The organism is Streptomyces sp. NPDC048461, assembly GCF_055587105.1.
In genome coordinates this window covers 266,022-287,900 of record NZ_JBVJGW010000004.1, presented here as the reverse complement: position 1 = coordinate 287,900, position 21,879 = coordinate 266,022, and the positions used below count along the sequence as shown (strand labels likewise).

General features: G+C 71.3%; 20 protein-coding genes, 2 tRNA genes and 1 pseudogene. 18 read left to right on the top strand and 5 right to left on the bottom strand.

Annotation, left to right across the window (positions count from 1 at the left end):
• The first annotated feature begins 49 nt into the window (after window positions 1–49).
• From recF to ACZ6S8_RS09460, 8 genes are all read left to right on the top strand, one after another.
• Window positions 50–1,192, top strand: a complete 1,143-nt coding sequence (gene recF, locus ACZ6S8_RS09495; RefSeq protein WP_469454007.1) for a DNA replication/repair protein RecF — start codon at window positions 50–52, stop codon at window positions 1,190–1,192.
• Complete coding sequence (locus ACZ6S8_RS09490; RefSeq protein WP_469454005.1) at window positions 1,189–1,740, top strand: DciA family protein; 552 nt, start codon at window positions 1,189–1,191, stop codon at window positions 1,738–1,740. Before recF ends, ACZ6S8_RS09490 begins: the two co-directional genes overlap by 4 nt.
• 440 nt (window positions 1,741–2,180) lie before the next feature.
• On the top strand, window positions 2,181–4,250 hold the full coding sequence (gene gyrB, locus ACZ6S8_RS09485; RefSeq protein ID WP_469454003.1) for a DNA topoisomerase (ATP-hydrolyzing) subunit B: 2,070 nt from the start codon (window positions 2,181–2,183) through the stop codon (window positions 4,248–4,250).
• A 40-nt stretch (window positions 4,251–4,290) separates the two neighbouring features.
• Window positions 4,291–6,900: a DNA gyrase subunit A gene (gene gyrA / locus ACZ6S8_RS09480; RefSeq protein ID WP_469454001.1), complete on the top strand. Its 2,610-nt coding sequence runs from the start codon at window positions 4,291–4,293 to the stop codon at window positions 6,898–6,900.
• Window positions 6,901–6,987: 87 nt separating this feature from the next.
• The gene (locus tag ACZ6S8_RS09475; RefSeq protein ID WP_469453999.1) at window positions 6,988–7,557 is read left to right on the top strand and encodes a DUF3566 domain-containing protein; all 570 of its coding nucleotides are present in this window, start codon (window positions 6,988–6,990) and stop codon (window positions 7,555–7,557) included.
• Window positions 7,558–7,640: 83 nt separating this feature from the next.
• Window positions 7,641–7,714, top strand: a tRNA-Ile gene (locus ACZ6S8_RS09470).
• Between the two features lie 145 nt (window positions 7,715–7,859).
• Window positions 7,860–7,994, top strand: a complete 135-nt coding sequence (locus ACZ6S8_RS09465) for a DLW-39 family protein (RefSeq protein WP_208809277.1) — start codon at window positions 7,860–7,862, stop codon at window positions 7,992–7,994.
• Between the two features lie 122 nt (window positions 7,995–8,116).
• On the top strand, window positions 8,117–9,472 hold the full coding sequence (locus tag ACZ6S8_RS09460; RefSeq protein ID WP_469453996.1) for a hypothetical protein: 1,356 nt from the start codon (window positions 8,117–8,119) through the stop codon (window positions 9,470–9,472).
• Here ACZ6S8_RS09460 and ACZ6S8_RS09455 read toward each other — a convergent pair.
• Window positions 9,459–10,814, bottom strand: a complete 1,356-nt coding sequence (locus tag ACZ6S8_RS09455) for a serine/threonine-protein kinase (protein WP_469453994.1) — start codon at window positions 10,812–10,814, stop codon at window positions 9,459–9,461. The two genes, ACZ6S8_RS09460 and ACZ6S8_RS09455, sit on opposite strands and share 14 nt — an antisense overlap.
• 43 nt (window positions 10,815–10,857) lie before the next feature.
• On the bottom strand, window positions 10,858–11,406 hold the full coding sequence (locus tag ACZ6S8_RS09450) for a helix-turn-helix domain-containing protein (protein ID WP_469453993.1): 549 nt from the start codon (window positions 11,404–11,406) through the stop codon (window positions 10,858–10,860).
• Window positions 11,407–11,568: 162 nt separating this feature from the next.
• Here ACZ6S8_RS09450 and ACZ6S8_RS09445 point away from each other — a divergent pair.
• Both ACZ6S8_RS09445 and ACZ6S8_RS09440 read left to right on the top strand, forming a co-directional pair.
• Window positions 11,569–11,641 (top strand) — tRNA-Ala (locus tag ACZ6S8_RS09445).
• 255 nt (window positions 11,642–11,896) lie between these two features.
• A complete protein-coding gene (locus ACZ6S8_RS09440) occupies window positions 11,897–12,475 on the top strand; it encodes a LysM peptidoglycan-binding domain-containing protein (RefSeq protein WP_469453992.1) in 579 nt (192 codons plus the stop codon).
• A 73-nt stretch (window positions 12,476–12,548) separates the two neighbouring features.
• Here the strand turns inward: ACZ6S8_RS09440 and ACZ6S8_RS09435 are convergent, their stop codons facing one another.
• Window positions 12,549–13,247: a DUF5324 family protein gene (locus tag ACZ6S8_RS09435; RefSeq protein WP_469453991.1), complete on the bottom strand. Its 699-nt coding sequence runs from the start codon at window positions 13,245–13,247 to the stop codon at window positions 12,549–12,551.
• A 176-nt stretch (window positions 13,248–13,423) separates the two neighbouring features.
• Here ACZ6S8_RS09435 and ACZ6S8_RS09430 point away from each other — a divergent pair, with 176 nt between their 5' ends.
• On the top strand, window positions 13,424–13,951 hold the full coding sequence (locus tag ACZ6S8_RS09430) for a peptidylprolyl isomerase (protein ID WP_469453989.1): 528 nt from the start codon (window positions 13,424–13,426) through the stop codon (window positions 13,949–13,951).
• A gap of 133 nt (window positions 13,952–14,084) precedes the next feature.
• Complete coding sequence (locus ACZ6S8_RS09425) at window positions 14,085–14,957, top strand: rhomboid family intramembrane serine protease (protein ID WP_469453988.1); 873 nt, start codon at window positions 14,085–14,087, stop codon at window positions 14,955–14,957.
• Between the two features lie 115 nt (window positions 14,958–15,072).
• Here the strand turns inward: ACZ6S8_RS09425 and crgA are convergent, their stop codons facing one another.
• Window positions 15,073–15,327, bottom strand: coding sequence for a cell division protein CrgA (gene crgA, locus ACZ6S8_RS09420; protein WP_469453986.1), 255 nt, complete (start codon window positions 15,325–15,327; stop codon window positions 15,073–15,075).
• 91 nt (window positions 15,328–15,418) lie between these two features.
• Between crgA and ACZ6S8_RS09415 the strand changes: the two genes are divergently transcribed.
• From ACZ6S8_RS09415 to ACZ6S8_RS09390, 6 genes and pseudogenes are all read left to right on the top strand, one after another.
• Entirely contained in the window at window positions 15,419–16,192 is a 774-nt protein-coding gene (locus ACZ6S8_RS09415; RefSeq protein ID WP_469453985.1) for a DUF881 domain-containing protein, read from the top strand.
• On the top strand, window positions 16,164–16,946 hold the full coding sequence (locus ACZ6S8_RS09410) for a class E sortase (protein WP_469453983.1): 783 nt from the start codon (window positions 16,164–16,166) through the stop codon (window positions 16,944–16,946). Before ACZ6S8_RS09415 ends, ACZ6S8_RS09410 begins: the two co-directional genes overlap by 29 nt.
• A 95-nt stretch (window positions 16,947–17,041) precedes the next feature.
• The gene (locus ACZ6S8_RS09405; protein ID WP_469454360.1) at window positions 17,042–17,242 is read left to right on the top strand and encodes a hypothetical protein; all 201 of its coding nucleotides are present in this window, start codon (window positions 17,042–17,044) and stop codon (window positions 17,240–17,242) included.
• Entirely contained in the window at window positions 17,239–17,877 is a 639-nt protein-coding gene (locus ACZ6S8_RS09400) for an aminodeoxychorismate/anthranilate synthase component II (RefSeq protein ID WP_383915993.1), read from the top strand. Before ACZ6S8_RS09405 ends, ACZ6S8_RS09400 begins: the two co-directional genes overlap by 4 nt.
• Window positions 17,844–18,698: pseudogene (locus ACZ6S8_RS09395) on the top strand (class E sortase); the annotation flags it as partial. The gene ACZ6S8_RS09400 and the pseudogene ACZ6S8_RS09395, both read left to right, overlap by 34 nt.
• 22 nt (window positions 18,699–18,720) lie before the next feature.
• Window positions 18,721–19,509: a class E sortase gene (locus ACZ6S8_RS09390; protein ID WP_469453982.1), complete on the top strand. Its 789-nt coding sequence runs from the start codon at window positions 18,721–18,723 to the stop codon at window positions 19,507–19,509.
• Window positions 19,510–19,776: 267 nt separating this feature from the next.
• Here ACZ6S8_RS09390 and pknB read toward each other — a convergent pair whose 3' ends face one another.
• On the bottom strand, window positions 19,777–21,822 hold the full coding sequence (gene pknB / locus ACZ6S8_RS09385) for a Stk1 family PASTA domain-containing Ser/Thr kinase (protein ID WP_469453981.1): 2,046 nt from the start codon (window positions 21,820–21,822) through the stop codon (window positions 19,777–19,779).
• Between the last annotated feature and the right edge of the window lie 57 nt (window positions 21,823–21,879).

Sequence of the window (21,879 nt, the reverse complement as noted above, 5' to 3'; positions counted from 1 at the left end):
GCACCACAGCACCACAGAGCAGCAGGAAGCCGGGGGAGGTCGGCGCCGTATGCATGTTTCGCATCTCTCGTTGGCCGACTTCCGCTCGTACGCCCGGGCCGAGGTACCCCTCGACCCGGGCGTCACCGCGTTCGTGGGTCCCAACGGCCAGGGCAAGACGAACCTCGTCGAGGCCGTCGGCTACCTGGCCACGCTCGGCAGCCACCGCGTCTCCTCGGACGCCCCGCTCGTGCGGATGGGCGCGGAGCGTGCGGTCATCCGCGCCGCCCTCACCCAGGGCGAGCGCCGGCAGCTGGTGGAGCTGGAGCTCAACCCGGGGCGGGCGAACCGGGCGCGGATCAACCGCTCCTCGCAGGTGCGGCCGCGGGACGTGCTGGGGATCGTCCGCACGGTGCTGTTCGCGCCGGAGGACCTGGCCCTGGTCAAGGGCGACCCGGGAGAGCGGCGGCGGTTCCTGGACGAGCTCGTCACCGCGCGCTCGCCGCGGATGGCCGCGGTCCGGTCCGACTACGAGCGGGTCCTCAAGCAGCGCAACACCCTGCTGAAGTCCGCGGCGATGGCCCGCCGGCACGGCGGTCGCTCGATGGACCTGTCCACCCTCGACGTGTGGGACCAGCACCTGGCGCGCACGGGCGCGGAGCTGCTGGCGCACCGCCTCGACCTGATCGCGACGCTGCTGCCGCTGGCGGACAAGGCGTACGAGCAGCTCGCACCCGGCGGCGGCCCGCTGGACCTGGCGTACAAGTCCTCGGCGGGCGGGGTGGCCGAGGCGGTGGACGGCGCCGTGCGGACCCGCGAGACGCTGTTCGAGGCCCTGCTGGCGGCCTTGGCCGACGTGCGCAAGCAGGAGATCGAGCGGGGGGTGACCCTGGTCGGCCCGCACCGCGACGACGTGCTGCTGCGGCTGGGCGAGCTGCCCGCGAAGGGGTACGCCAGCCACGGGGAGTCGTGGTCGTACGCGCTGGCACTGCGCCTGGCCTCGTACGAGCTGCTGCGCTCGGAGGGCAGCGAGCCCGTGCTGATCCTGGACGACGTCTTCGCCGAGCTGGACGCGCGGCGCAGGGAGCGGCTGGCGGAGCTGGTGGCGCCGGGCGAGCAGGTCCTGGTGACGGCGGCTGTGGACGATGACGTTCCGGGTGTGCTGGCGGGAGCGCGGTTCGGAGTGTCCGGCGGTGAGGTGACACGGCTGTGAACGAGCAGGGAGACGGCCCCCGGGCCGGACAGGAGCCGGCGCGCAGGGTTCCGGAGGCCTCCGGGGTGGACCTGGCCCGCCAGGCCCTCGCGGCGGCCCGGGAGCAGGCGCGGGCCCGGGGCAACGCGGCCGGCGGCGGTCGCAAGCGGCAGCACCAGCAGGGGCTGCGCTCGGGCGCCCGGGCGGATGGCCGTGACCCGATGCCGCTGATGGCGGCGCTGGACCGGCTGCGCACCGAGCGCGGCTGGGAGATGCCGATGGCGGTGGCGGGCGTGATGGAACGCTGGCCGGAGATCGTCGGCCCGGACATCGCCGCGCACTGTGAACCGGAACGCTACGAGGACCGTGAACTGGTCGTGCGGTGCGATTCCTCGGCGTGGGCGGCGCAGCTGAAGCTGCTGGCCCCGCAGCTGGTCGCGCGGCTCAACGCGGACCTGGGGCAGGGCACGGTACGGCTGATCAAGGTGCACGGTCCGGGCGGGCGTCCCAAGGGGTACGGGCCGTGGCGGGCGCCCGGGAGCAAGGGCCCGGGGGACACCTACGGCTGAGCCGGCCCCTCGCCGGCGGCGGCCCCGGCGGGCCCCGGCCCCGGTGTCCGCGGTCGGGCGGTGCACGGCTGCCGTCGCCCCCGGCGCCCGGACCGGAACGGGCCGGCGGCGCCTGCCCCGGCCTGCCCGGCCCGCGGTCCGGCGGCGGTTCGCGCGTGGCGTCCCTCACGGTAGCGGGAGGTTGACAGGCCGAAGCGCTGGGTGCCCGTGTGAGCCTCTTTGGGCCCCTCCCCGTATATGGGGAGTCGGAGAGAGGAGGTTCAGGGCGGCACATGTGGACTCAGGTACCGGCAAACCCCCATTCATGTCGGCGGTACCGGTAGACTGGAGCCAATCCCGCCCGATCGCGGGATCCCGTCGACTTACGCCGACTACACGCTGACAACGCAGATCGACGCAGCCGCTCCCGCTCGCATGCCTGCTGGCCCGGAGTACGGCCTGTGCTGTGCCAGAAAGGGCGCTTCGTGGCCGATTCCGGCAACCCCAACGACAAGAACGAGTCCACCGCCGGCGGCGAGGCCGCCGAGGCAGGTGGATCTTCGTATACCGGAAGCAACATCCAGGTCCTGGAGGGCCTGGACGCGGTCCGCAAGCGGCCCGGCATGTACATCGGATCGACGGGTGAGCGCGGTCTGCACCACCTCGTCTACGAGGTCGTCGACAACTCGGTCGACGAGGCGCTGGCCGGGCACGCGGACACCATCGACGTCACGATCCTCGCCGACGGCGGGGTCAGGGTCATCGACAACGGCCGTGGCATCCCGGTCGACATCGTGCCCTCCGAGGGCAAGCCGGCCGTCGAGGTCGTGCTGACCGTCCTGCACGCGGGCGGCAAGTTCGGCGGCGGCGGCTACGCCGTCTCCGGCGGTCTGCACGGTGTGGGCGTCTCCGTCGTGAACGCGCTGTCCAAGCGGGTCGCGGTCGAGGTCCGGCGTGACGGCTACCGCTGGACCCAGGACTACAAGCTCGGTACCCCGACCGCGGAACTCGCGAAGAACGAGGAGACCGACGAGACCGGCACCTCGGTGACGTTCTGGGCCGACGCCGACATCTTCGAGACGACCGAGTACTCCTTCGAGACGCTGTCGCGGCGCTTCCAGGAGATGGCCTTCCTCAACAAGGGCCTGACCCTGTCGCTGACGGACGAGCGGGAGTCCGCGAAGGCGACCGTCGGCGCGGACGACCCGGACGCGGACGCGGTCGAGCCCCCGGCGCGCACCGTGAAGTACTACTACGAGGGCGGCATCGTCGACTTCGTGAAGTACCTCAACTCGCGCAAGGGCGAGATGATCCACCCGACCGTCATCGACGTCGAGGCCGAGGACAAGGAGCGCATGCTCTCGGTCGAGATCGCGATGCAGTGGAACTCGCAGTACACGGAGGGGGTCTACTCCTTCGCGAACACGATCCACACGCACGAGGGCGGCACGCACGAGGAAGGCTTCCGCGCGGCGCTGACCGGCCTGGTCAACCGCTACGCGCGCGAGAAGAAGTTCCTGCGCGAGAAGGACGACAACCTCGCCGGCGAGGACATCCGCGAGGGTCTGACGGCGATCATCTCGGTGAAGCTGGGCGAGCCCCAGTTCGAGGGCCAGACGAAGACCAAGCTGGGCAACACGGAGGCCAAGACCTTCGTGCAGAAGGTCGTCCACGAGCACCTCAACGACTGGTTCGACCGGAACCCGAACGAGGCCGCGGACATCATCCGCAAGTCGATCCAGGCGGCCACGGCGCGCGTCGCGGCCCGCAAGGCCCGCGACCTCACCCGCCGCAAGGGCCTGCTGGAGAGCGCCTCGCTGCCGGGCAAGCTGTCCGACTGCCAGTCGAACGACCCGACCAAGTGCGAGATCTTCATCGTCGAGGGCGACTCGGCCGGCGGCTCCGCGAAGTCCGGCCGCAACCCGATGTACCAGGCCATCCTGCCCATCCGCGGCAAGATCCTGAACGTCGAGAAGGCCCGCATCGACAAGATCCTCCAGAACACCGAGGTCCAGGCGCTCATCAGTGCCTTCGGCACCGGCGTCCACGAGGACTTCGACATCGAGAAGCTGCGCTATCACAAGATCATCCTGATGGCGGACGCCGACGTCGACGGCCAGCACATCAACACCCTCCTCCTGACCTTCCTCTTCCGCTTCATGCGGCCGCTGGTCGAGGCCGGGCACGTGTACCTCTCCCGCCCTCCGCTGTACAAGATCAAGTGGGGCCGGGACGACTTCGAGTACGCGTACTCCGACCGCGAGCGCGACGCCCTGGTGGAGCTCGGCAAGCAGAACGGCAAGCGGATCAAGGAAGACTCGATCCAGCGCTTCAAGGGTCTGGGCGAGATGAACGCCGAGGAACTGCGCATCACCACCATGGACGTGGACCACCGCGTGCTCGGCCAGGTGACCCTGGACGACGCGGCACAGGCCGACGACCTGTTCTCGGTGCTGATGGGTGAGGACGTCGAAGCCCGGCGCTCCTTCATCCAGCGCAACGCCAAGGACGTCCGCTTCCTCGACATCTGAGTCGGCTCAGCTGACTGCCTGAAAGGACCTCTGACCAGCAATGGCCGACGAAACCACCCCCACTGCGGAGAACTCCGCGGAGGAGCCCGTCATGCGTATCGAGCCCGTCGGGCTCGAGACGGAGATGCAGCGCTCCTACCTCGACTACGCGATGTCCGTGATCGTCTCGCGCGCCCTGCCGGACGTGCGGGACGGCCTCAAGCCGGTCCACCGCCGCGTGCTGTACGCGATGTACGACGGCGGCTACCGGCCCGAGAAGGGCTTCTACAAGTGCGCCCGCGTCGTCGGCGACGTCATGGGCACCTACCACCCGCACGGCGACTCCTCGATCTACGACGCGCTGGTCCGCCTGGCCCAGCCGTGGTCGCTGCGCATGCCGCTGGTGGACAGCAACGGCAACTTCGGCTCCCCGGGCAACGACCCGGCGGCCGCGATGCGCTACACCGAGTGCAAGCTGATGCCGCTGGCCATGGAGATGCTCCGGGACATCGACGAGGAGACCGTCGACTTCACGGACAACTACGACGGCCGCAACCAGGAGCCCACGGTCCTGCCGGCGCGCTTCCCGAACCTGCTGGTCAACGGCAGCGCCGGCATCGCGGTCGGCATGGCCACCAACATCCCGCCGCACAACCTCCGCGAGGTCGCGTCCGGCGCCCAGTGGGCCCTGGAGCACCCGGAGGCCTCGCACGAGGAGCTGCAGGACGCGCTCATCGAGCGGATCAAGGGCCCCGACTTCCCGTCGGGCGCCCTGGTCGTCGGCCGCAAGGGCATCGAGGAGGCGTACCGGACCGGGCGCGGCTCCATCACGATGCGCGCGGTGGTGGAGGTCGAGGAGATCCAGAACCGCCAGTGCCTGGTGGTCACGGAGCTCCCGTACCAGACCAACCCCGACAACCTCGCGCAGAAGATCGCGGACCTCGTCAAGGACGGCAAGGTCGGCGGCATCGCCGACGTCCGCGACGAGACGTCCTCGCGGACCGGCCAGCGCCTGGTGATCGTCCTCAAGCGCGACGCCGTCGCCAAGGTCGTGCTGAACAACCTGTACAAGCACACCGACCTGCAGACGAACTTCGGCGCGAACATGCTGGCGCTGGTGGACGGCGTGCCGCGCACGCTGTCGATCGACGCGTTCATCCGCCACTGGGTGACGCACCAGATCGAGGTCATCGTCCGGCGCACGAAGTTCCGCCTGCGCAAGGCGGAGGAGCGGGCGCACATCCTGCGCGGCCTGCTCAAGGCACTGGACGCGATCGACGAGGTCATCGCGCTGATCCGGCGCAGCAACACCGTCGAGATCGCGCGCGAGGGCCTGATGGGCCTGCTGTCGATCGACGAGATCCAGGCGAACGCGATCCTGGAGATGCAGCTCCGCCGCCTGGCGGCCCTGGAGCGGCAGAAGATCGTCGCCGAGCACGACGAGCTCCAGGCCAAGATCAACGAGTACAACGCGATCCTGGCCTCGGAGTCCCGCCAGCGCACCATCGTCAGCGAGGAACTGGCCGCGATCGTCGAGAAGTTCGGCGACGACCGGCGCTCCAAGCTGGTCCCCTTCGACGGCGACATGTCCATGGAGGACCTGATCGCCGAAGAGGACATCGTCGTCACGATCACGCACGGCGGCTACGTCAAGCGGACCAAGACCGAGGACTACCGCTCGCAGAAGCGCGGCGGCAAGGGCGTCCGCGGGACGAAGCTGAAGCAGGACGACCTGGTCGACCACTTCTTCGTCTCCACCACGCACCACTGGCTGCTGTTCTTCACGAACAAGGGCCGCGTCTACCGCTCCAAGGCGTACGAGCTGCCGGACGCCGGCCGTGACGCCCGCGGCCAGCACGTGGCGAACCTGCTGGCCTTCCAGCCGGACGAGAAGATCGCCCAGATCCTCGCGGTCCGCGACTACGAGGCGGCGCCCTACCTGATCCTGGCCACCAAGGGCGGCCTGGTGAAGAAGACGGCGCTGAAGGACTACGACTCGCCCCGCTCGGGCGGCGTCATCGCGATCAACCTCCGGGAGACGGAGGACGGCAGCGACGACGAGCTGATCGGCGCGGAGCTGGTGTCCGCCGACGACGACCTGCTGCTCATCAGCCGCAAGGCGCAGTCGATCCGGTTCACCGCGACCGACGACTCGCTGCGCCCGATGGGCCGCGCGACCTCGGGCGTCAAGGGCATGAGTTTCCGCGGCGCGGACGAGCTGCTCTCGATGAGCGTGGTCCGGCCGGGTACGTTCGTGTTCACCGCGACCGACGGGGGCTACGCCAAGCGCACGCCGGTCGACGAGTACCGGGTCCAGGGCCGTGGCGGCCTGGGCATCAAGGCCGCGAAGATCGTGGAGGACCGCGGGTCGCTCGTTGGGGCGCTCGTTGTGGACGAAACGGACGAGATTCTTGCCATCACGCTCAGCGGTGGTGTGATTCGTACGCGCGTCAACGAAGTCAGGGAGACCGGCCGTGACACCATGGGTGTCCAGCTGATCAACCTGGGCAAGCGCGATGCCGTGGTGGGCATCGCTCGTAACGCCGAGGCCGGTCAGGAAGCTGACGAGGTCGACGAGATCGAGACAGAGATCGAGACCGAGGCAGCCGACGGACAGGCCGCCGAGGCCGCCGGGGGCACGCAGCCTCCGGCCGGGGAGCACGAGGAGTAAGTCGTGAGTGGAGCCACGGGCGCCGGACCGGCCAAGACTGGAGCGAACGGTGCCCGTGGCCCCGCCGCGGACTCCCAGGGGGGAACCGTGACGGACACCCGAGGACCGCAGGCCACGGGCGGGGCGGGCACCGGTACGAGTACCGGTGCCGGCGCCGGCCAGGAGCGGCCCGCGCAGCCGTACCAGCCGCCCCAGGCCTACGCCGCGCCTCCCGGCCAGGGCGCGCAGCGGGCCGGCGGTGCGGCCGCACAGCGCGCACCGCGCACGGGGACGCGTACGGCGCCCCGGACGCGCAAGGCCCGGCTGCGGGTGGCCAAGGCCGACCCGTGGTCGGTGATGAAGGTCAGCTTCCTGCTGTCGATCGCGCTGGGCGTCTGCACGATCGTCGCCGCGGTGGTGCTGTGGATGGTCATGGACGCGATGGGCGTCTTCTCGACCGTCGGCGGCACGATCAGCGAGGCGACCGGCTCGAACGAGAGCAACGGCTTCGACCTCCAGTCGTTCCTGTCGCTGCCGCGCGTGCTGGTCTTCACGTCGGTGATCGCGGTCATCAACGTGGTGCTGGCGACCGCGCTGGCGACGCTCGGCTCCTTCATCTACAACCTGTCCGCGGGCTTCGTCGGCGGTGTCGAGCTGACGCTCGCCGAGGACGAGTGACCTGCGCAGACGCGCGGTCAGAACCGGTTTTGGAGCTACCGCGTCTGTGCGCTAATCTTCAGGAGTCAGCGCGCAGCGCGGATGGGGCTATAGCTCAGTTGGTTAGAGCGCATCCCTGATAAGGATGAGGCCACAGGTTCAAATCCTGTTAGCCCCACAGTGTCGAAGACCCCCAGGCCCTAGGCCCGGGGGTCTTCGTCGTTGGGCCAGTTGGTGGGTTGCCAGGTCACCGATCGGTATCGGTCGGTGTGTATTGTTGGGCGCCAGAAGTCCCCTACGTCAACGAAAGACGAGGTCGCGCGGTGAAGAAGCTGCTCCTGGTCGCACTGGCCGCCATCGGCGGGCTCCTCGTGTACCGCCAGATCCAGGCGGACCGCGCCGAGCAGGACCTGTGGACGGAGGCAACTGACTCCGTGCCCTCTGGTTCCGGTGTGTGAGACCCACGGTTGATCCCATGAAGCCCCGGCTGCCGCTGCTGCCGGGGCTTTGTGCTGTTCTGTGACGAAAAATTGCGATATGCAAAGAATTGCCTTGCGCTAGCAAACTCGGGGTGGGCGTGATGGGTCGGGTACGTCGGACAGGTCGGGCACGGGTACGCCGGGCCCCGCTGGTACGCAGGACCGCGCTGCTGGGAGCGGTGGTCCTGGGCCTCGCGGCGGGGGCGCCGGCGGCGGCGCACGCCGAGGGGGCGGCTCCGCAGCCCGCGCCGACGTACCGGGCCGCCGAGGGCGCCAGGGCCGTGGAGGGGAAGCCCTCCACCGCGGACGCCCCGCTGCTGGAGGCGGGCCGGACCTACGCGGACACCCTGGCCCCCGGGGAGCGGGTCTACCGCCTCGTCCTGGAGCAGGACCGGTCCGACGTGTACGTCTCCGCGGTGGCCCGGCCGGGGGCCGGCGCCAAGGTCGGCTACAGCGACGGCATCGAGGTGGAGGTCATGACCACTGCCGGGCGGACCTGCCCGGGCGGTTCCGGCCGGGCCTCCTTCGGCTACGACCCGGTCCCCATCAGCGCCGCGGGCGTCCGGCGGGGCGCGGAGGACCACGACTGCGCGCCGGGAGGCGTCTACTACGCGAAGGTCACCCGGACCGCCGCGAAGGGTTCCGACCAGAGCCCCTGGCCGCTGGAGCTCCGGGTCCAGCGCGAGCCCGGCACCGGCGCGGGCGGCCCCACCGCGGCGCCGAGCACCTGGCCCTCGGGGACGCCCGCGCTGCCCGGCAGCGAGCCGGTGCCCCGGACCGGCGGCACCGGCTTCAATGACGCCCGGGCCCTGACGGCCGGGGTGTGGCGCGACGAGCTGCTGCCCGGGCAGACCCGGTACTACCGGGTCCCGCTGGACTGGGGGCAGCAGCTGGGCGTCGGCGCCGAACTGGCCGCGGCCCGGATGACGAAGCAGTACGGCTCGGCGTCGAACGGGCTCACCGTCGCGCTGTACAGCCCCTACCGGGCCCCGGTCTCGGCCGGGAACGCCTCGTACGACGGCAAGCAGGCCGGCATCACGCTGGAGAAGACGCCGCCCGTCGCGTACGAGAACCGCTTCTCCGGTGACGCCGACGTCCGCGCGGTGGGGGTCGCCGGCTGGTACTACATCGGCGTCACCATGGGCGGAAAGGTCGCCGAGTTCACGCAGGACGCCGTTCCGGTGCCGCTGACCCTGCGGACCGACGTCATCGGCAGTCCGGGCAAGGCACCCGCCTACCTGGAGGACCCCGCCCCGGGCGGGTTCGGCGTCGGGACCGCGGACCGGGCGGCGGCCCGTGACGGGCTGACCGCGCCGGAGGCGAGCGAGGACGCCGCGAACCGTTCCTCGATGCGGCTGGTGGCCGGAGCGGGCTTCGGCACCGGCACGCTGCTGCTGCTCGTCCTGGGCGGCTGGGTGCTGCTGGCCCGGCGGGGCCGGGGCGCTACTGCTGGATGACGGCCCACACGCCGACCGCGAAGCAGAGCAGCGCCGCGAGGAGGATGCCGGCCGTGACCCGGGCGGGTGGCGGGGCGATGCCGCCGGTACGGGCCGGCGGGGCGGCCGATGCCGCGGACGCGGCGGGTGCCGCCGGTGTCGGGTGCGGGGCGGCGGGGGCCGGTGGCGGCAGGTGGAAGCTCCCGGTCGCCGAGGGGCCCGACGCCTGGGCGGGAACGGCGGAGCGGGGCGGAGCCGGGTGGGGCGCGGCCGGGTGCGGGGCGGCGGTGGTCCCGCTGTGGGGCGCCGCGGGCGAGGCCGGAGCCGGTGCCCCGGCCACCGTCCGGGCCGTTCCCCGCGGATCGGCGGGGGCGGACTCCGGCGCGGTCCCGGAGGACGTGGGAGAGGGGCCGGGAACGGGCGTGTGACCGCCCGGCGGGACGGTGGCGACCGTGGGCGCCCCGGGAGTCACGGCGGACGTGCTGAGCGGCCCCTGGGGGCCGAAACCGGCGGGGATCGGGCCGAGTTGGTCGAACACCTCCACCGGATCCTCGCCGGGGGCGGGCGGGGGGAGGAGCTCGACGGCCTCGGCGAGCGCCTTGCGGGCGCCCGTGGCCGTGCGGAACCGGCTGTGGGGGTCCGGCTGGAGGAGGGAGGAGAGCACGTCCCAGAGCGGCGCGGGGACGCCTTCGGGAGCGCCGGGGGTGCCGTGGGCGAGGAAGTGTTCCACGAGGCCCTGGGAGTCGGGCTTGCGCCCCTGCAGCAGGTACAGGGCCACCAGCCCGGTGGCGAAGAGGTCGGCCGAGAAGTCGGGCTCGGCGCCCAGCAGTTGCTCGGGGGCGAAGTATCCGGGCGTACCGACGACGTAGTTGGTCTCGGTCAGCCTGGGCTCGCCCTTGCGCATGGAGATGCCGAAGTCGGACAGCCGCAGGTGCGGCCGCCCGGTTCCGGTGGCCTCCATCAGGATGTTGGCCGGTTTGATGTCGCGGTGCACGACGCCTTCCGCGTGCACCGCGGCCAGCCCGGACAGGAGCTGGTCCAGCAGCGTGCAGACGAAGCGGGGAGGGAGCGGTCCGTAGTCGCCGATCACATGGGCGAGGGAACCGCCGCCGACCAGGTCCATCGTGAACAGGACCTTGTCGTCGTCGGCCGCCCAGCTGGCCGGCGCCAGCACGTGGGGGTGGTCGATCCGCAGAGCCTGTTCCCGCACGAAGCGCAGCAGGGTGTGGGCGTCGCTCTGCAGGAGGACCTTCGCGGCGACGTACCGTCGACGCCTGTGGTCCCAGGCCCGCCACACGGCGCCCGCACCACCGCGCCCGATCGGATCGATCAGCTCGTACCGACCGGCGAAGATCTCACCCACGCTGTGCCCGTCCCCCCGTCACCGTTGTCCGCCGCCGTGCGTGTCAGTTCTGATGGGCCTCGTAGTGGGCCACCGCGTCCGCGGTGCGGCCCGCGCCGTACACCCGGAGGAACTCTGCCAGTTCCGGGTGGCTGGGGGCGAGGGTGTCGGCGGCGTCGATGATGTCGCCGGCCGCGGAGACCGAGCGCAGCAGCGACTGGATCTCCCGGACGACCCGCTTGACGGTGGGGGCGCCGGAATGGGTTGCGGTCTGGCCGCTGTTGCTGAGGACGGAGCCTCCCTGGGTCTTCCTGATCTCGTCCATCCGGTCGGCGGCCTCCCCGGCGCTGACGCTCCCGTCGGACACCTGTCCGGCGAGGTCCTGGAGGGCCTGGACGCGCTGCACCACGGCAGGGTTGCCGATCTTGGCGCGCTGGCCGCTCATCAGCTGGGACAGCATGGGCGCCGACAGTCCGAGGACGGCAGCGAGGCGGGCCTGGTTCAAGCCGAGGTCATCTATGAGTCGGCGGAAGAGCGCGCCGAGCGGCTCCCCGTACCAACTGCGCTGAAGTTCTCTGGCTCTGGCCGTGGCCTCTTGTTGTACTGCGTCCACTCTTACTACTCCCCTTCGCTGGTGCGAACCTCGCGAGCATCTTACGGAGCGTGGTCGCGGGGCGGGAGTCCCTATCATTTTGCGAGATGAGGGGGTACACCCGGTACTCTGTTCTGCGGAACGACCCCTCCTCGTACGGGGGACGGGTGCGTCCGCATGCTCGGGGCCTTAGCTCAGTTGGTAGAGCGCTGCCTTTGCAAGGCAGATGTCAGGAGTTCGAATCTCCTAGGCTCCACAACACAACAGCCCCCCTGACCTGTGTAAATGCAGGTCAGGGGGGTTTTCGTATGCGTGCCTCCGGGGTGTACCGGCTGACTGCGGGGCGTTGTTTCACGTGAAACAACGCCCCGCCGGGCCCGGTGGTGAGCGGGTGCCCGGCCCCGCGCATCCCCCGGACGGACCCGTCGCGGGGCCGTCCGGGGCCCGGTGTCCGACAGTGGGAGAAGGCGTACCGTCCAGGGGGGCACCCTCACGCCGGAGGCGTACAGACATGGGACTCTTCGACTTCCTGAAGTCCGACAAGCAGAAGCAGGACGAGGCCGCCGAGAAGGTGAAGGAGCAGGTCCAGCAGCAGGCTTCGCCGCGCGCCGCGCCTCCCGCGAGCTCCGCCGCCGACGCCGCCGCGGCCACCCGGGCCGCCGCCGACCGGATGGCGGCCGCCGCGCCGCCCAAGGACGCGCCGGCCCGCCCTGCGGCGGCCGGTCCCACCTCGCCCGGATCCACCGCGCCCAGGCCCGCGGCGCCCACCCCCGCGTCGGCCGCGCACAAGGCCGTCCCCGTGGCCCCCAAGCCCGCCGTCGTACCGCCGAAGCCCGTGGCGCCGGCCAGGGGGCCCGGGGCGCCGCACGCCCCGTCGCCCGCGTCGGCCGCGCACAAGGCGGTCCCGGTGGCGCCCGCCGCGAAGAAGCGCACGTACACCGTCCGGCCCGGCGACTCGCTCTCCCTGATCGCCCGTCGCGAGCTCGGCAACGAGGGCCGCTGGCGCGAGCTCTACGCCGTGAACAAGGCCGTCGTCGGCTCCAACCCCGACCTCGTCCGCCCGGGCATGGTCCTCGTCCTCCCCAACTGACGCCGCCCGGCACGCCGGAGGGGCCCGCATCCTGTCGGATGCGGGCCCCTCCGGCGTACGGGTGATCCGCGGTTCAGGGCCGCCCGCCCTCGACGGCCGGTCCCTCGTCCGCGTCGCGCTCCTTCTCCGCCAGCTCGTCGTCGAAGCTCGCCGGGCCGGCGTCGCGCGCCGACAGCTCGGTGGCCGCCGGCGGCTCGACGAGCCAGTCCGGGTTCGACTGCTGGTCCCACCACTTCCACGCCGCGTAGGCACCGCCGGCCAGCAGGCCGACCAGGGCCACGCCGCGCAGCACGCGGCCGGTGCGCGCCCGGCGCTCGTGTCGCCGCACCAGCCGCTGCACCTCCTTCGCCGACACCTGGCCGCGCAGCGCGGCGAAGGCGGCGGTCGACCGCGAGGCGGCCTCCTCGGCGACCGGGGTGGCCGCCGCGATCGCGCTCTCGAACTTCGGCTGCGTGTAGTCGGCCGCCTGACGCGCGGCACGGCGCGTCTGCTTCACCGCACGCGTCGCCGCCCGGTCCACGTTCGTCGGCACGTGGGAGCGCGCCGACTTGAGCCGGGGGTGAAGATGGTTGTCATACGTCGTACGTGCCTGCTTCGCGGCCTCGTTGGCCGCGTACGACACCTTGGGCGCCAGCCGCTCGTTCGCCTCATGCGCGTAGTGCACCGCGGCATCCTTGGCGGTTTCTGCGTACGGCGCCACCACTTCCGACGCGTGCCGCACAGTCTCCCTGGCGCTCTCGGCGGCCAGGCGCACGCTGTCCTTGCGGGTCACGGGGTTCCTCCTCCTCGGTGGCGGACACAGTTCACCTTTCCACCCTTTGTCGGATCATGCCTGCCATCACGTCGACGGGCATGCGTGACAGGGCATACGGGTGGACGATTTTCTGTGCGGCGCAGCGCTCCGTGCGACTATCTGGACCGACAGTGATGACTAAGGAAGGCAGATCCGTGGCCGAGAAGCTCTACGCCACCCTGAAGACGACCCACGGCGACATCGAGATCGAGCTCCTGCCGAACTTCGCTCCGAAGACCGTCCGGAACTTCGTCGAGCTCGCCACGGGCGCCCGCGAGTGGACCCGGCCGACCGACGGTCAGAAGACCACGGACCCGCTCTACGACGGCACCGTCTTCCACCGCGTCATCAGCGGCTTCATGATCCAGGGCGGCGACCCCCTCGGCAACGGCACCGGCGGTCCGGGCTACCAGTTCGCCGACGAGTTCCACCCCGACCTGGCCTTCACCAAGCCCTACCTGCTCGCCATGGCGAACGCCGGTCCGGCCACCAACGGCTCGCAGTTCTTCGTCACCGTCGCCCCCACCGCGTGGCTGACGCGGAAGCACACCATCTTCGGCGAGATCACGGACAAGGCCTCCCGGCAGGTCGTGGACGCCATCGCCGGCCTGGCCACCAACCCGCGCACCGAGCGCCCCCTCGACGACGTGATCATCCGGTCCGTGGTCATCGAGAAGCGCTGATCCGTCGCCATGGACCCGCGCTGACCGAGCGGGGCCGCCACCCGCGGGGAACCTTTCCGCCCCGCCCGTCCGTCCTGGATACACGTACCGGATCGTCGGGGCCCCCGCGCCCCGACGCCGACCGAGGGGACCGATGGACACGGACCGCCTGCCGGGCTGCTACCGCCACCCGGACCGCGACACGGGGATCAGCTGCACCCGCTGCGAGCGCCCCATCTGCCCCGAGTGCATGATCAGTGCCTCGGTCGGCTTCCAGTGCCCGGAGTGCGTGCGCGAGGGTTCCGGCACCGGACACCGGCCCTCCGCCAACGCGCCGCGCACCATCGCCGGCGGGGTGGTCGCCGCCGACCCCCAGCTGGTCACGAAGGTCCTGATCGGCCTCAACGCCGCGGTGTTCCTCTTCTGTCTGGTCGTGCCGGCCGCCGCCCGCCCGCTGGAACTGCTCGGCCGGTACGCCGACTACTACGGGGCGCCGGCCCAGGGCGTCTCCAGCGGCGAGTACTACCGCCTGATGACCTCGGTGTTCCTGCACGCCGAGTGGTGGCACATCATCGGCAACATGGTCGGCCTGTGGGTGATCGGCGGCCCGCTGGAGGCGGCGCTGGGCCGCGCCCGCTATCTCGCCGTCTACCTGCTGTCCGGCCTGGGCGGCAGCGCCCTCGTCTACCTGCTGACCGCGCCGAACGTACCGACCATCGGCGCGTCCGGGGCCGTCTTCGGCCTGCTCGGCGCGACCGTCGTCCTGGCCCGGCGGCTGCGGTACGAGATGCGGCCGGTGCTCGTGATGGTCGGGCTGATGCTGCTGCTGAGCTTCGTGTCGTTCGGCAGCCTGCGCGTGTCCTGGCAGGCCCACGTGGGCGGCCTGGTCACCGGGGCGCTGGTGGCCCTGGGGATGCTCCTGCCCGCCGCGGGCAGGAGCCGCACCCTCATCCAGTGGGGTACCTGCGTGGTGGTGTTCCTGCTGGCCGCGGCCGTCGTCATGGTCCGGACGGCCGCACTCACCTGATCACACCGGCGTCAACTCTCCACAGAGTTATCCACAGATCTTCTGTCTTTTCCTCAGGTGTGGATGACGCTGTGGATAACTCATGGGGAGAGCTTCCCTCAGCGGTCGAGAGGTGCTACTTCCACTGCGTGGAAACGCCGAATCCCGCCGCGATGAATCCGAAACCGACCACGATGTTCCAATTGCCCAGCGCCTCGATGGGAAGCTGGGTCTCGGTCACGTAGAAGACGACGATCCACGCGAGTCCGATCAGGAAGAGGGCCAGCATGACCGGGGCGACCCAGCTGCGGTTCGTCAGCCTGATGGCCTGCGGCTGCCGCGCCGGCGGCGGCGTGTAGTCGTCCTTCTTGCGGATACGTGACTTCGGCACGAGGGGCTCTCCTGTCGATGGGCTGGGGACCTTGCCTGCCCCGGGCGTCCGTTAGCGTAGTGGACCTGTGGCGTTGAAGGAGAAGGGTACGTTGAGCAATTCCGACGACTCCTCCGCGGGTCCCCGTCGCCGGGCCAGGCCGGTCCGGCTGCTGACGGCCGCGGTCTTCGCCCTGGCCGGTCTGATCTTCGTCACCAGCTTCAACACTTCCAAGGGTACGAACATCCGGACCGATGCCTCCCTCCTGAAGCTGTCGGACCTGATCCAGGAGCGCAGCCAGAACAACGCGGCGCTGGAACAGAGCACCGGAGCCGTCCGGAGCCGGGTGGACACCCTCGCCGAGCGCGACGACGGCAGGACCCGGGCGGAGGACGCCAGGATGGCCGCCCTGCGCAAGGCCTCCGGCACCGAGGAGCTCTCCGGCAGGGGCCTGACCGTCACGCTGAACGACGCCCCGCCGGGCGCCACCGCCCGCATCCCCAACGTGCCCGAGCCGCAGCCCAACGACCTGGTGATCCACCAGCAGGACCTGCAGGCCGTGGTGAACGCCCTGTGGCAGGGCGGCGCCCAGGGCATCCAGGTCATGGACCAGCGGCTCATCTCCACCAGCGCGGTCCGCTGCGTGGGCAACACCCTGATCCTCCAGGGCCGCGTGTACTCGCCCCCGTACAAGATCTCGGCGGTCGGCGACCCGGGCGTGCTGCGCCGGGCCCTCGCGGCCTCCCCCGCCCTGCAGAACTACCAGCTGTACGTGAACGCGTACGGGCTGGGCTGGAAAGTGGACGAGCACAAGGCCCTGACACTTCCCGGCTACTCCGGCACAGTGGACCTCCACTATGCGAAGCCGGTGGAACCGACGCCCTGAGCGGGTCAGCGCCGATGTCGTCCTGCGCCTGGTGGTCCGGACGCTGAGCGAGCTGTGCCTGACGGCGGGCACGCTGATCGTGCTGTTCGTCGCCTACGTCCTGCTCTGGACCGGGGTCAAGGCCGACCGGGCCATGGACGGCGAGATGGCCCGGCTGCGCGGCGGCTGGGAGCGGGCCGGAGCCCCCGGGGCGGCGCCCCCGTCCCCACGGCCCGGCCCGTCCGGGAAGCCCGCGCCGCAGCCCGGCACCACCCCCCAGCCCGGCACCGCGCAGCCGCCCGGCACCACCCCGCAGCCCAGGTCCGCCGCGTACCCCGCCGGACGGCCCTTCGCCGAGATGACCGTCCCGCGCTTCGGGCCGGGCTGGAAGAAGCCCGTCCTGGAGGGCACCGGCGCCGAGCTCCTCAAGAAGGGCCTCGGCCACTACGCCCGCACGGCCCGCCTCGGCGAGACCGGCAACTTCTCGGTCGCGGGGCACCGGCGCACGTACGGCGACCCCTTCAAGGACTTCCCCGCCCTGCGCCCCGGGGACGCCGTGATCCTGAAGGACGCGACGACGACGTACACCTACACGATCCGCGGCGGGCCCGTACGGACCCTGCCGACCGACGTCGCCGTGGTCGACCCGGTGCCGCGGAAGTCGCCCTTCACCGTCCCCGGCCGGTACCTGACGCTGACCACCTGCGACCCCGAATGGGGCCACAGCCACCGGCTGGTCGTGTGGGCGGAACTGACCGGCACCCGGACGTCCTGACGGGTCGGGTCCGGGGGATTGCCGAGCTGACCCACCCCGCCGGGCCGCTGCCTTTAGGCTGTTCGCGTACCGCCCCCGCGGTGCGTGGAACGATCGTGGACGAAAAGGAATCAGACGGCATGTACGGCTGGATCTGGCGGCAGCTGCCGGGAAACGCGTGGGTGCGCGCGCTGATCTCGCTCGTACTGGTCCTCGCGGTGGTGTTCGTGCTGTTCCAGTACGTCTTCCCGTGGGCCGAGCCGCTCCTTCCGTTCAACGACGTGACGGTGGACGAGGGATCGGGAGCGACTCCGTGAGCGCGCGCATTCTTGTTGTCGACAACTACGACAGCTTTGTCTTCAACCTGGTCCAGTACCTCTACCAGCTCGGCGCCGAATGCGAGGTGCTGCGCAACGACGAGGTCGCGCTGTCGCACGCGCAGGACGGGTTCGACGGCGTCCTGCTGTCCCCCGGCCCCGGGACCCCCGAGGAGGCCGGGATCTGCATCGACATGGTCCGGCACTGCGCGGACACCGGCGTACCGGTCTTCGGCGTCTGCCTCGGGATGCAGTCGATGGCGGTCGCGTACGGCGGCGTCGTCGACCGGGCCCCGGAACTGCTGCACGGCAAGACCTCGCCGGTGGTCCACGAGGGCCTCGGGGTGTTCGAGGGGCTGCCCTCGCCGTTCACCGCGACCCGCTACCACTCGCTGGCCGCCGAGCCGCTGGCCCTCCCCGGCACGCTGGAGGTCACGGCGCGCACGGAGGACGGGATCATCATGGGCCTGCGCCACCGGGAGCACGACGTGGAGGGCGTGCAGTTCCACCCCGAGTCGGTGCTCACCGAGTGGGGGCACCGGATGCTCGCGAACTGGCTGGTGCGCTGCGGCGACGCCGGTGCCGTGGAGCGGTCGGTGGGGCTGGCCCCGGTGGTGGGCAAGGCCGTCGCGTGACCACGCTCGCGCCGTCCGCGCCCACGGAGGGCCGGGCCGCGCGACGCAGGGCCGCGCAGGAGGCGGCGAAGCGGGCCGCGAAGCAGACGCGGCGGCGCGGCGGCCGGCGGCGCAGGCGGCCGGCGTCGGGCGGACCGCTGGTCGTCGCGAGCCGGCTGGGCGGCGAGCTGTTCATCACGCTGGGCCTGGTGATGCTGCTGTTCGTCGCCTACCAGCTCTGGTACACGAACCTCCTCGCGGAGCGGACCGCGAACGGCGCGGCGGGCTCGCTCCGGCAGACCTGGGAACGGGCGCCGGAGGCCGGGGCCGGTGCCCCGCCGGTGGCTGCGTTCGAACCGGGGCAGGGCTTCGCCATCCTGCACATCCCGAAGCTGGACGTGAAGGTCCCGGTGGCGGAGGGGATCAGCAAGCCGAAGGTGCTGGACCGCGGAATGGTCGGGCACTACGGCGAGGGATCGCTCAAGACGGCGATGCCCTCGGACCCGCAGGGCAACTTCGCGGTGGCGGGCCACCGGAACACGCACGGCGAGCCGTTCCGCTACGTCAACCGGCTGGTACCGGGCGATCCCGTCGTGGTCGAGACCCGGGACGCCTACTACACGTACGAGATGACCTCCGCGCTGGCGCAGACCCCGCCCACGAACGTCGCGGTGCTGAAGCCGGTGCCCGAGGGCTCGGGGTTCACTTCTCCGGGCCGCTACATCACGCTGACCACCTGCACCCCGGAGTTCACCAGCACCTACCGGATGATCGTATGGGGCAGGATGACCGGAGAACGCCCCCGCAGCGAGGGTCCGCCACCCGCGCTGACCAGCTCGTAGCCGCCCGAAGGACGAATCAGCAGTGTCACCTTCCAGCCACCGCCGCCGTCCTGCCGACGCCGCCTCCGCCCCGCACGACGGCTCCTCCTCCGATGGCCGGCCGCCCGTGCGGCGCAGCGTCCTCGCCGGGTTCCTGAGCCTGCTGGGCGAGCTCCTGATCACGGTGGGCCTGGTGCTGGGCCTGTTCGTCGCGTACTCCCTGTGGTGGACGAACGTGCTCGCGGACCGGCAGGCCTCGGCGCGCGGCGACGCGGTCCGCCAGCAGTGGCTCGCCCCCTCCCCGTCCGCCTCGGAGCCCGCGAAGCCCGCGGAGCCGGGAGCGCTGGACACCGAGGGCGGGGTCGGCTTCCTGCACGTGCCGGCGATGAAGAACGGCGAGGTGCTGGTCAAGCGCGGCACCGCGCCGGACGTGCTGAACGACGGCGTCGCCGGGTACTACACCGAGCCGGTGAAGTCGGCGCTGCCGTGGGACGCGTCCGGGAACTTCTCGCTCGCCGCGCACCGGGACGGCCACGGGGCGAAGTTCCACAACATCGACAAGGTGCGCAACGGCGACGCGATCGTCTTCGAGACGCGCGACACCTGGTACGTCTACAAGGTCTTCGCGGAGCTGCGGCAGACCTCCAAGTACAACGTGGACGTGATCAGTCCGGTGCCGAAGGAGTCGGGTCGTACGGCCCCCGGCCGGTACATCACGCTGACGACCTGCACGCCGGTGTACACCTCGAAGTACCGGTACGTCGTGTGGGGCGAGCTGGTCCGGACGGAGCAGGTGAACGCCGACCGCAGCCTCCCGGCGGAGCTGCGCTGAAGCCCCGGGCGGCGCCCTCGGTGCCCGACCGCAGCGGAAGCCCCCGCCCCGGGCCGTCCGGGCGCCCCTGGAGCCCCACGAGCCCCCGCGGGCACCCCCGGGGCCCTGCGGCCCCCGCGCAGCCGCCACGGCGGCGCCACGGCCCGTGCCGGGGCCGTGCGGCGAAGCCCCCGTACGACGAAGGTCCGGCCCCTCCCTGAGGAGGGGCCGGACCCTTTTCGCATCCGGGTGTGCGCGCTACGGACCCGCTACGGCCCGCGGCCGGTGCTAGCGGCCGCCCAGCCCGCCGATGAAGCCGCCGCCGCCGTTGTTGCCGTTGTTCCCGCCGTTGTTGTTCCCGCCGTCCTGCTGGCCCGGGACGGTCCGGACGTTGACGGGCGTACCGCTGGGGAGCGTGGTGTTCGCCGGCGGGTCGGTGATGATCACCGTCGCCTTGTCGTCCGTCGGGCCCGACAGGATCGAACCGAAGGTCAGGTTGGCCCGCTTGAGCTCGTCCTTGGCCTGGTTGACCGTCTTGCCGGCCAGGCTGGGCACCTGCGCCGTCGTCGCGGCCTTGGCGACGGTGATGTTGACCGTCTTGCCGATGTCGATCGGCTCGCCCGCCGCGAACTGCTGCGCGATGACCGTCTTCGGGGTGGCGCCGGGGGACTCGGTCTCCGTCGTGCTGCCGAGCTTGAGCTTGGCGGTGGTGAGGAGCTTGACCGCCTCTTCCCGCGTCTTGCCCAGCAGGTCCGGGACCGTGGTCTTGGACTGCTCCTTGGCCACCGTCAGCGTGATGACGTCGTTCTTCTGCGCCTGGGCGCCGGCCTTGGGGTTCTGGTCGAGGACGATGCCGGGGGTGCTCTCGGACTCCTGGTTCTTGCGCTCGACCTGGAAGCCCTTGGCCTTGAGCGCCGTCTCCGCCTCCTCGAACGGGACGCGGAGCACGTCGGGCACCGCCACCGGGGGCGCGCCCGAGGAGATCTTCACCTTGACCGGGAAGTCCTTGTCGACCTTGGTGCCGGGCTCGGGGTTCTGCGTGCAGACGTTGCCCTTGGCCTGCGTCTCGCAGGCCACCTCGCCCTCCTTCTCGACCTTGACCCCGGCGTTGACGCCGCTCTTCTGCGCCTGCTCCAGCGTCTGGCCGACGAGCTTGGGCACCGCGGGGCGGTTGTCGGCGCCGTCGCCCCACAGGGAGCGGCCGATGAGGATCGCGCCGACGAGGACGAGGATGCCGGCCGCCACGAGGAGGATCGTGGACGCCTTGCTCTTCTTCTGGCGGCGGTGCGGGCCCTGGTCGTAGCCGCCCTGGTCGCCGTACCCGTACCCGCCGTCGCCCCCGCCGGGGGGCATGGGCGACATCATCGCCGTGTGCCCGTTGTCGGCGGAGCGCAGCGCGGTGGTGGGCTGGTCGTAGCCCTGGTGGCCGTAGCCGTGGCCCTGGTCGGGGTAGCCGTAGCCTGCCGCGCCCATGGAGGCGGTGGCGGCGACGGGCTGGCCGTCGAGGCAGGCCTCGATGTCCGCGCGCATCTCGTCGGCGGACTGGTAGCGGTAGTCGGGGTCCTTGACCAGCGCCTTCAACACGATCGCGTCCATCTCGGGCGTGATCTCGGAGTCGAAGTTGGACGGCGGCTGGGGCTCTTCCCGTACGTGCTGGTAGGCGACGGCCACGGGGGAGTCGCCGACGAACGGGGGCCGGACGCTGAGGAGTTCGTAGAGCAGGCAGCCGGCCGAGTACAGGTCGGAGCGGGCGTCGACCTGCTCGCCCTTGGCCTGCTCGGGCGAGAGGTACTGGGCCGTGCCGATGACCGCCGCGGTCTGCGTCATCGTCATGCCGGAGTCGCCCATGGCGCGCGCGATGCCGAAGTCCATGACCTTGACCTGGCCGGTGCGGGTCAGCATCACGTTGGCGGGCTTGATGTCGCGGTGCACGATGCCGGCGCGGTGCGAGTACTCCAGCGCCTGGAGGATGCCGATGCACATCTCCAGGGTGCGCTCGGGCAGCAGCTTGCGGCCGGAGTGCAGGAGCTCGCGCAGGGTGGACCCGTCGACGTACTCCATCACGATGTACGGGATGGAGATGTTGTCGACGTAGTCTTCGCCGGTGTCGTAGACGGCGACGATCGCCGGGTGGTTCAGGGACGCGGCCGACTGGGCCTCGCGCCGGAACCGGGCCTGGAAGGACGGGTCGCGGGCGAGGTCGGCACGCAGGGTCTTGACGGCGACGGTACGGCCGAGCCGGGTGTCGTGGGCGAGGTAGACCTCGGCCATCCCACCACGGCCGAGCACGTGGCTCAGCTCGTACCGGCCGCCGAGGCGCCGCGGCTCTTCCATAACGTTCCAGCCCTCTCCGTCAGTCCCGACCGCACCTGTGTGTGGTCCGGCGGTGTG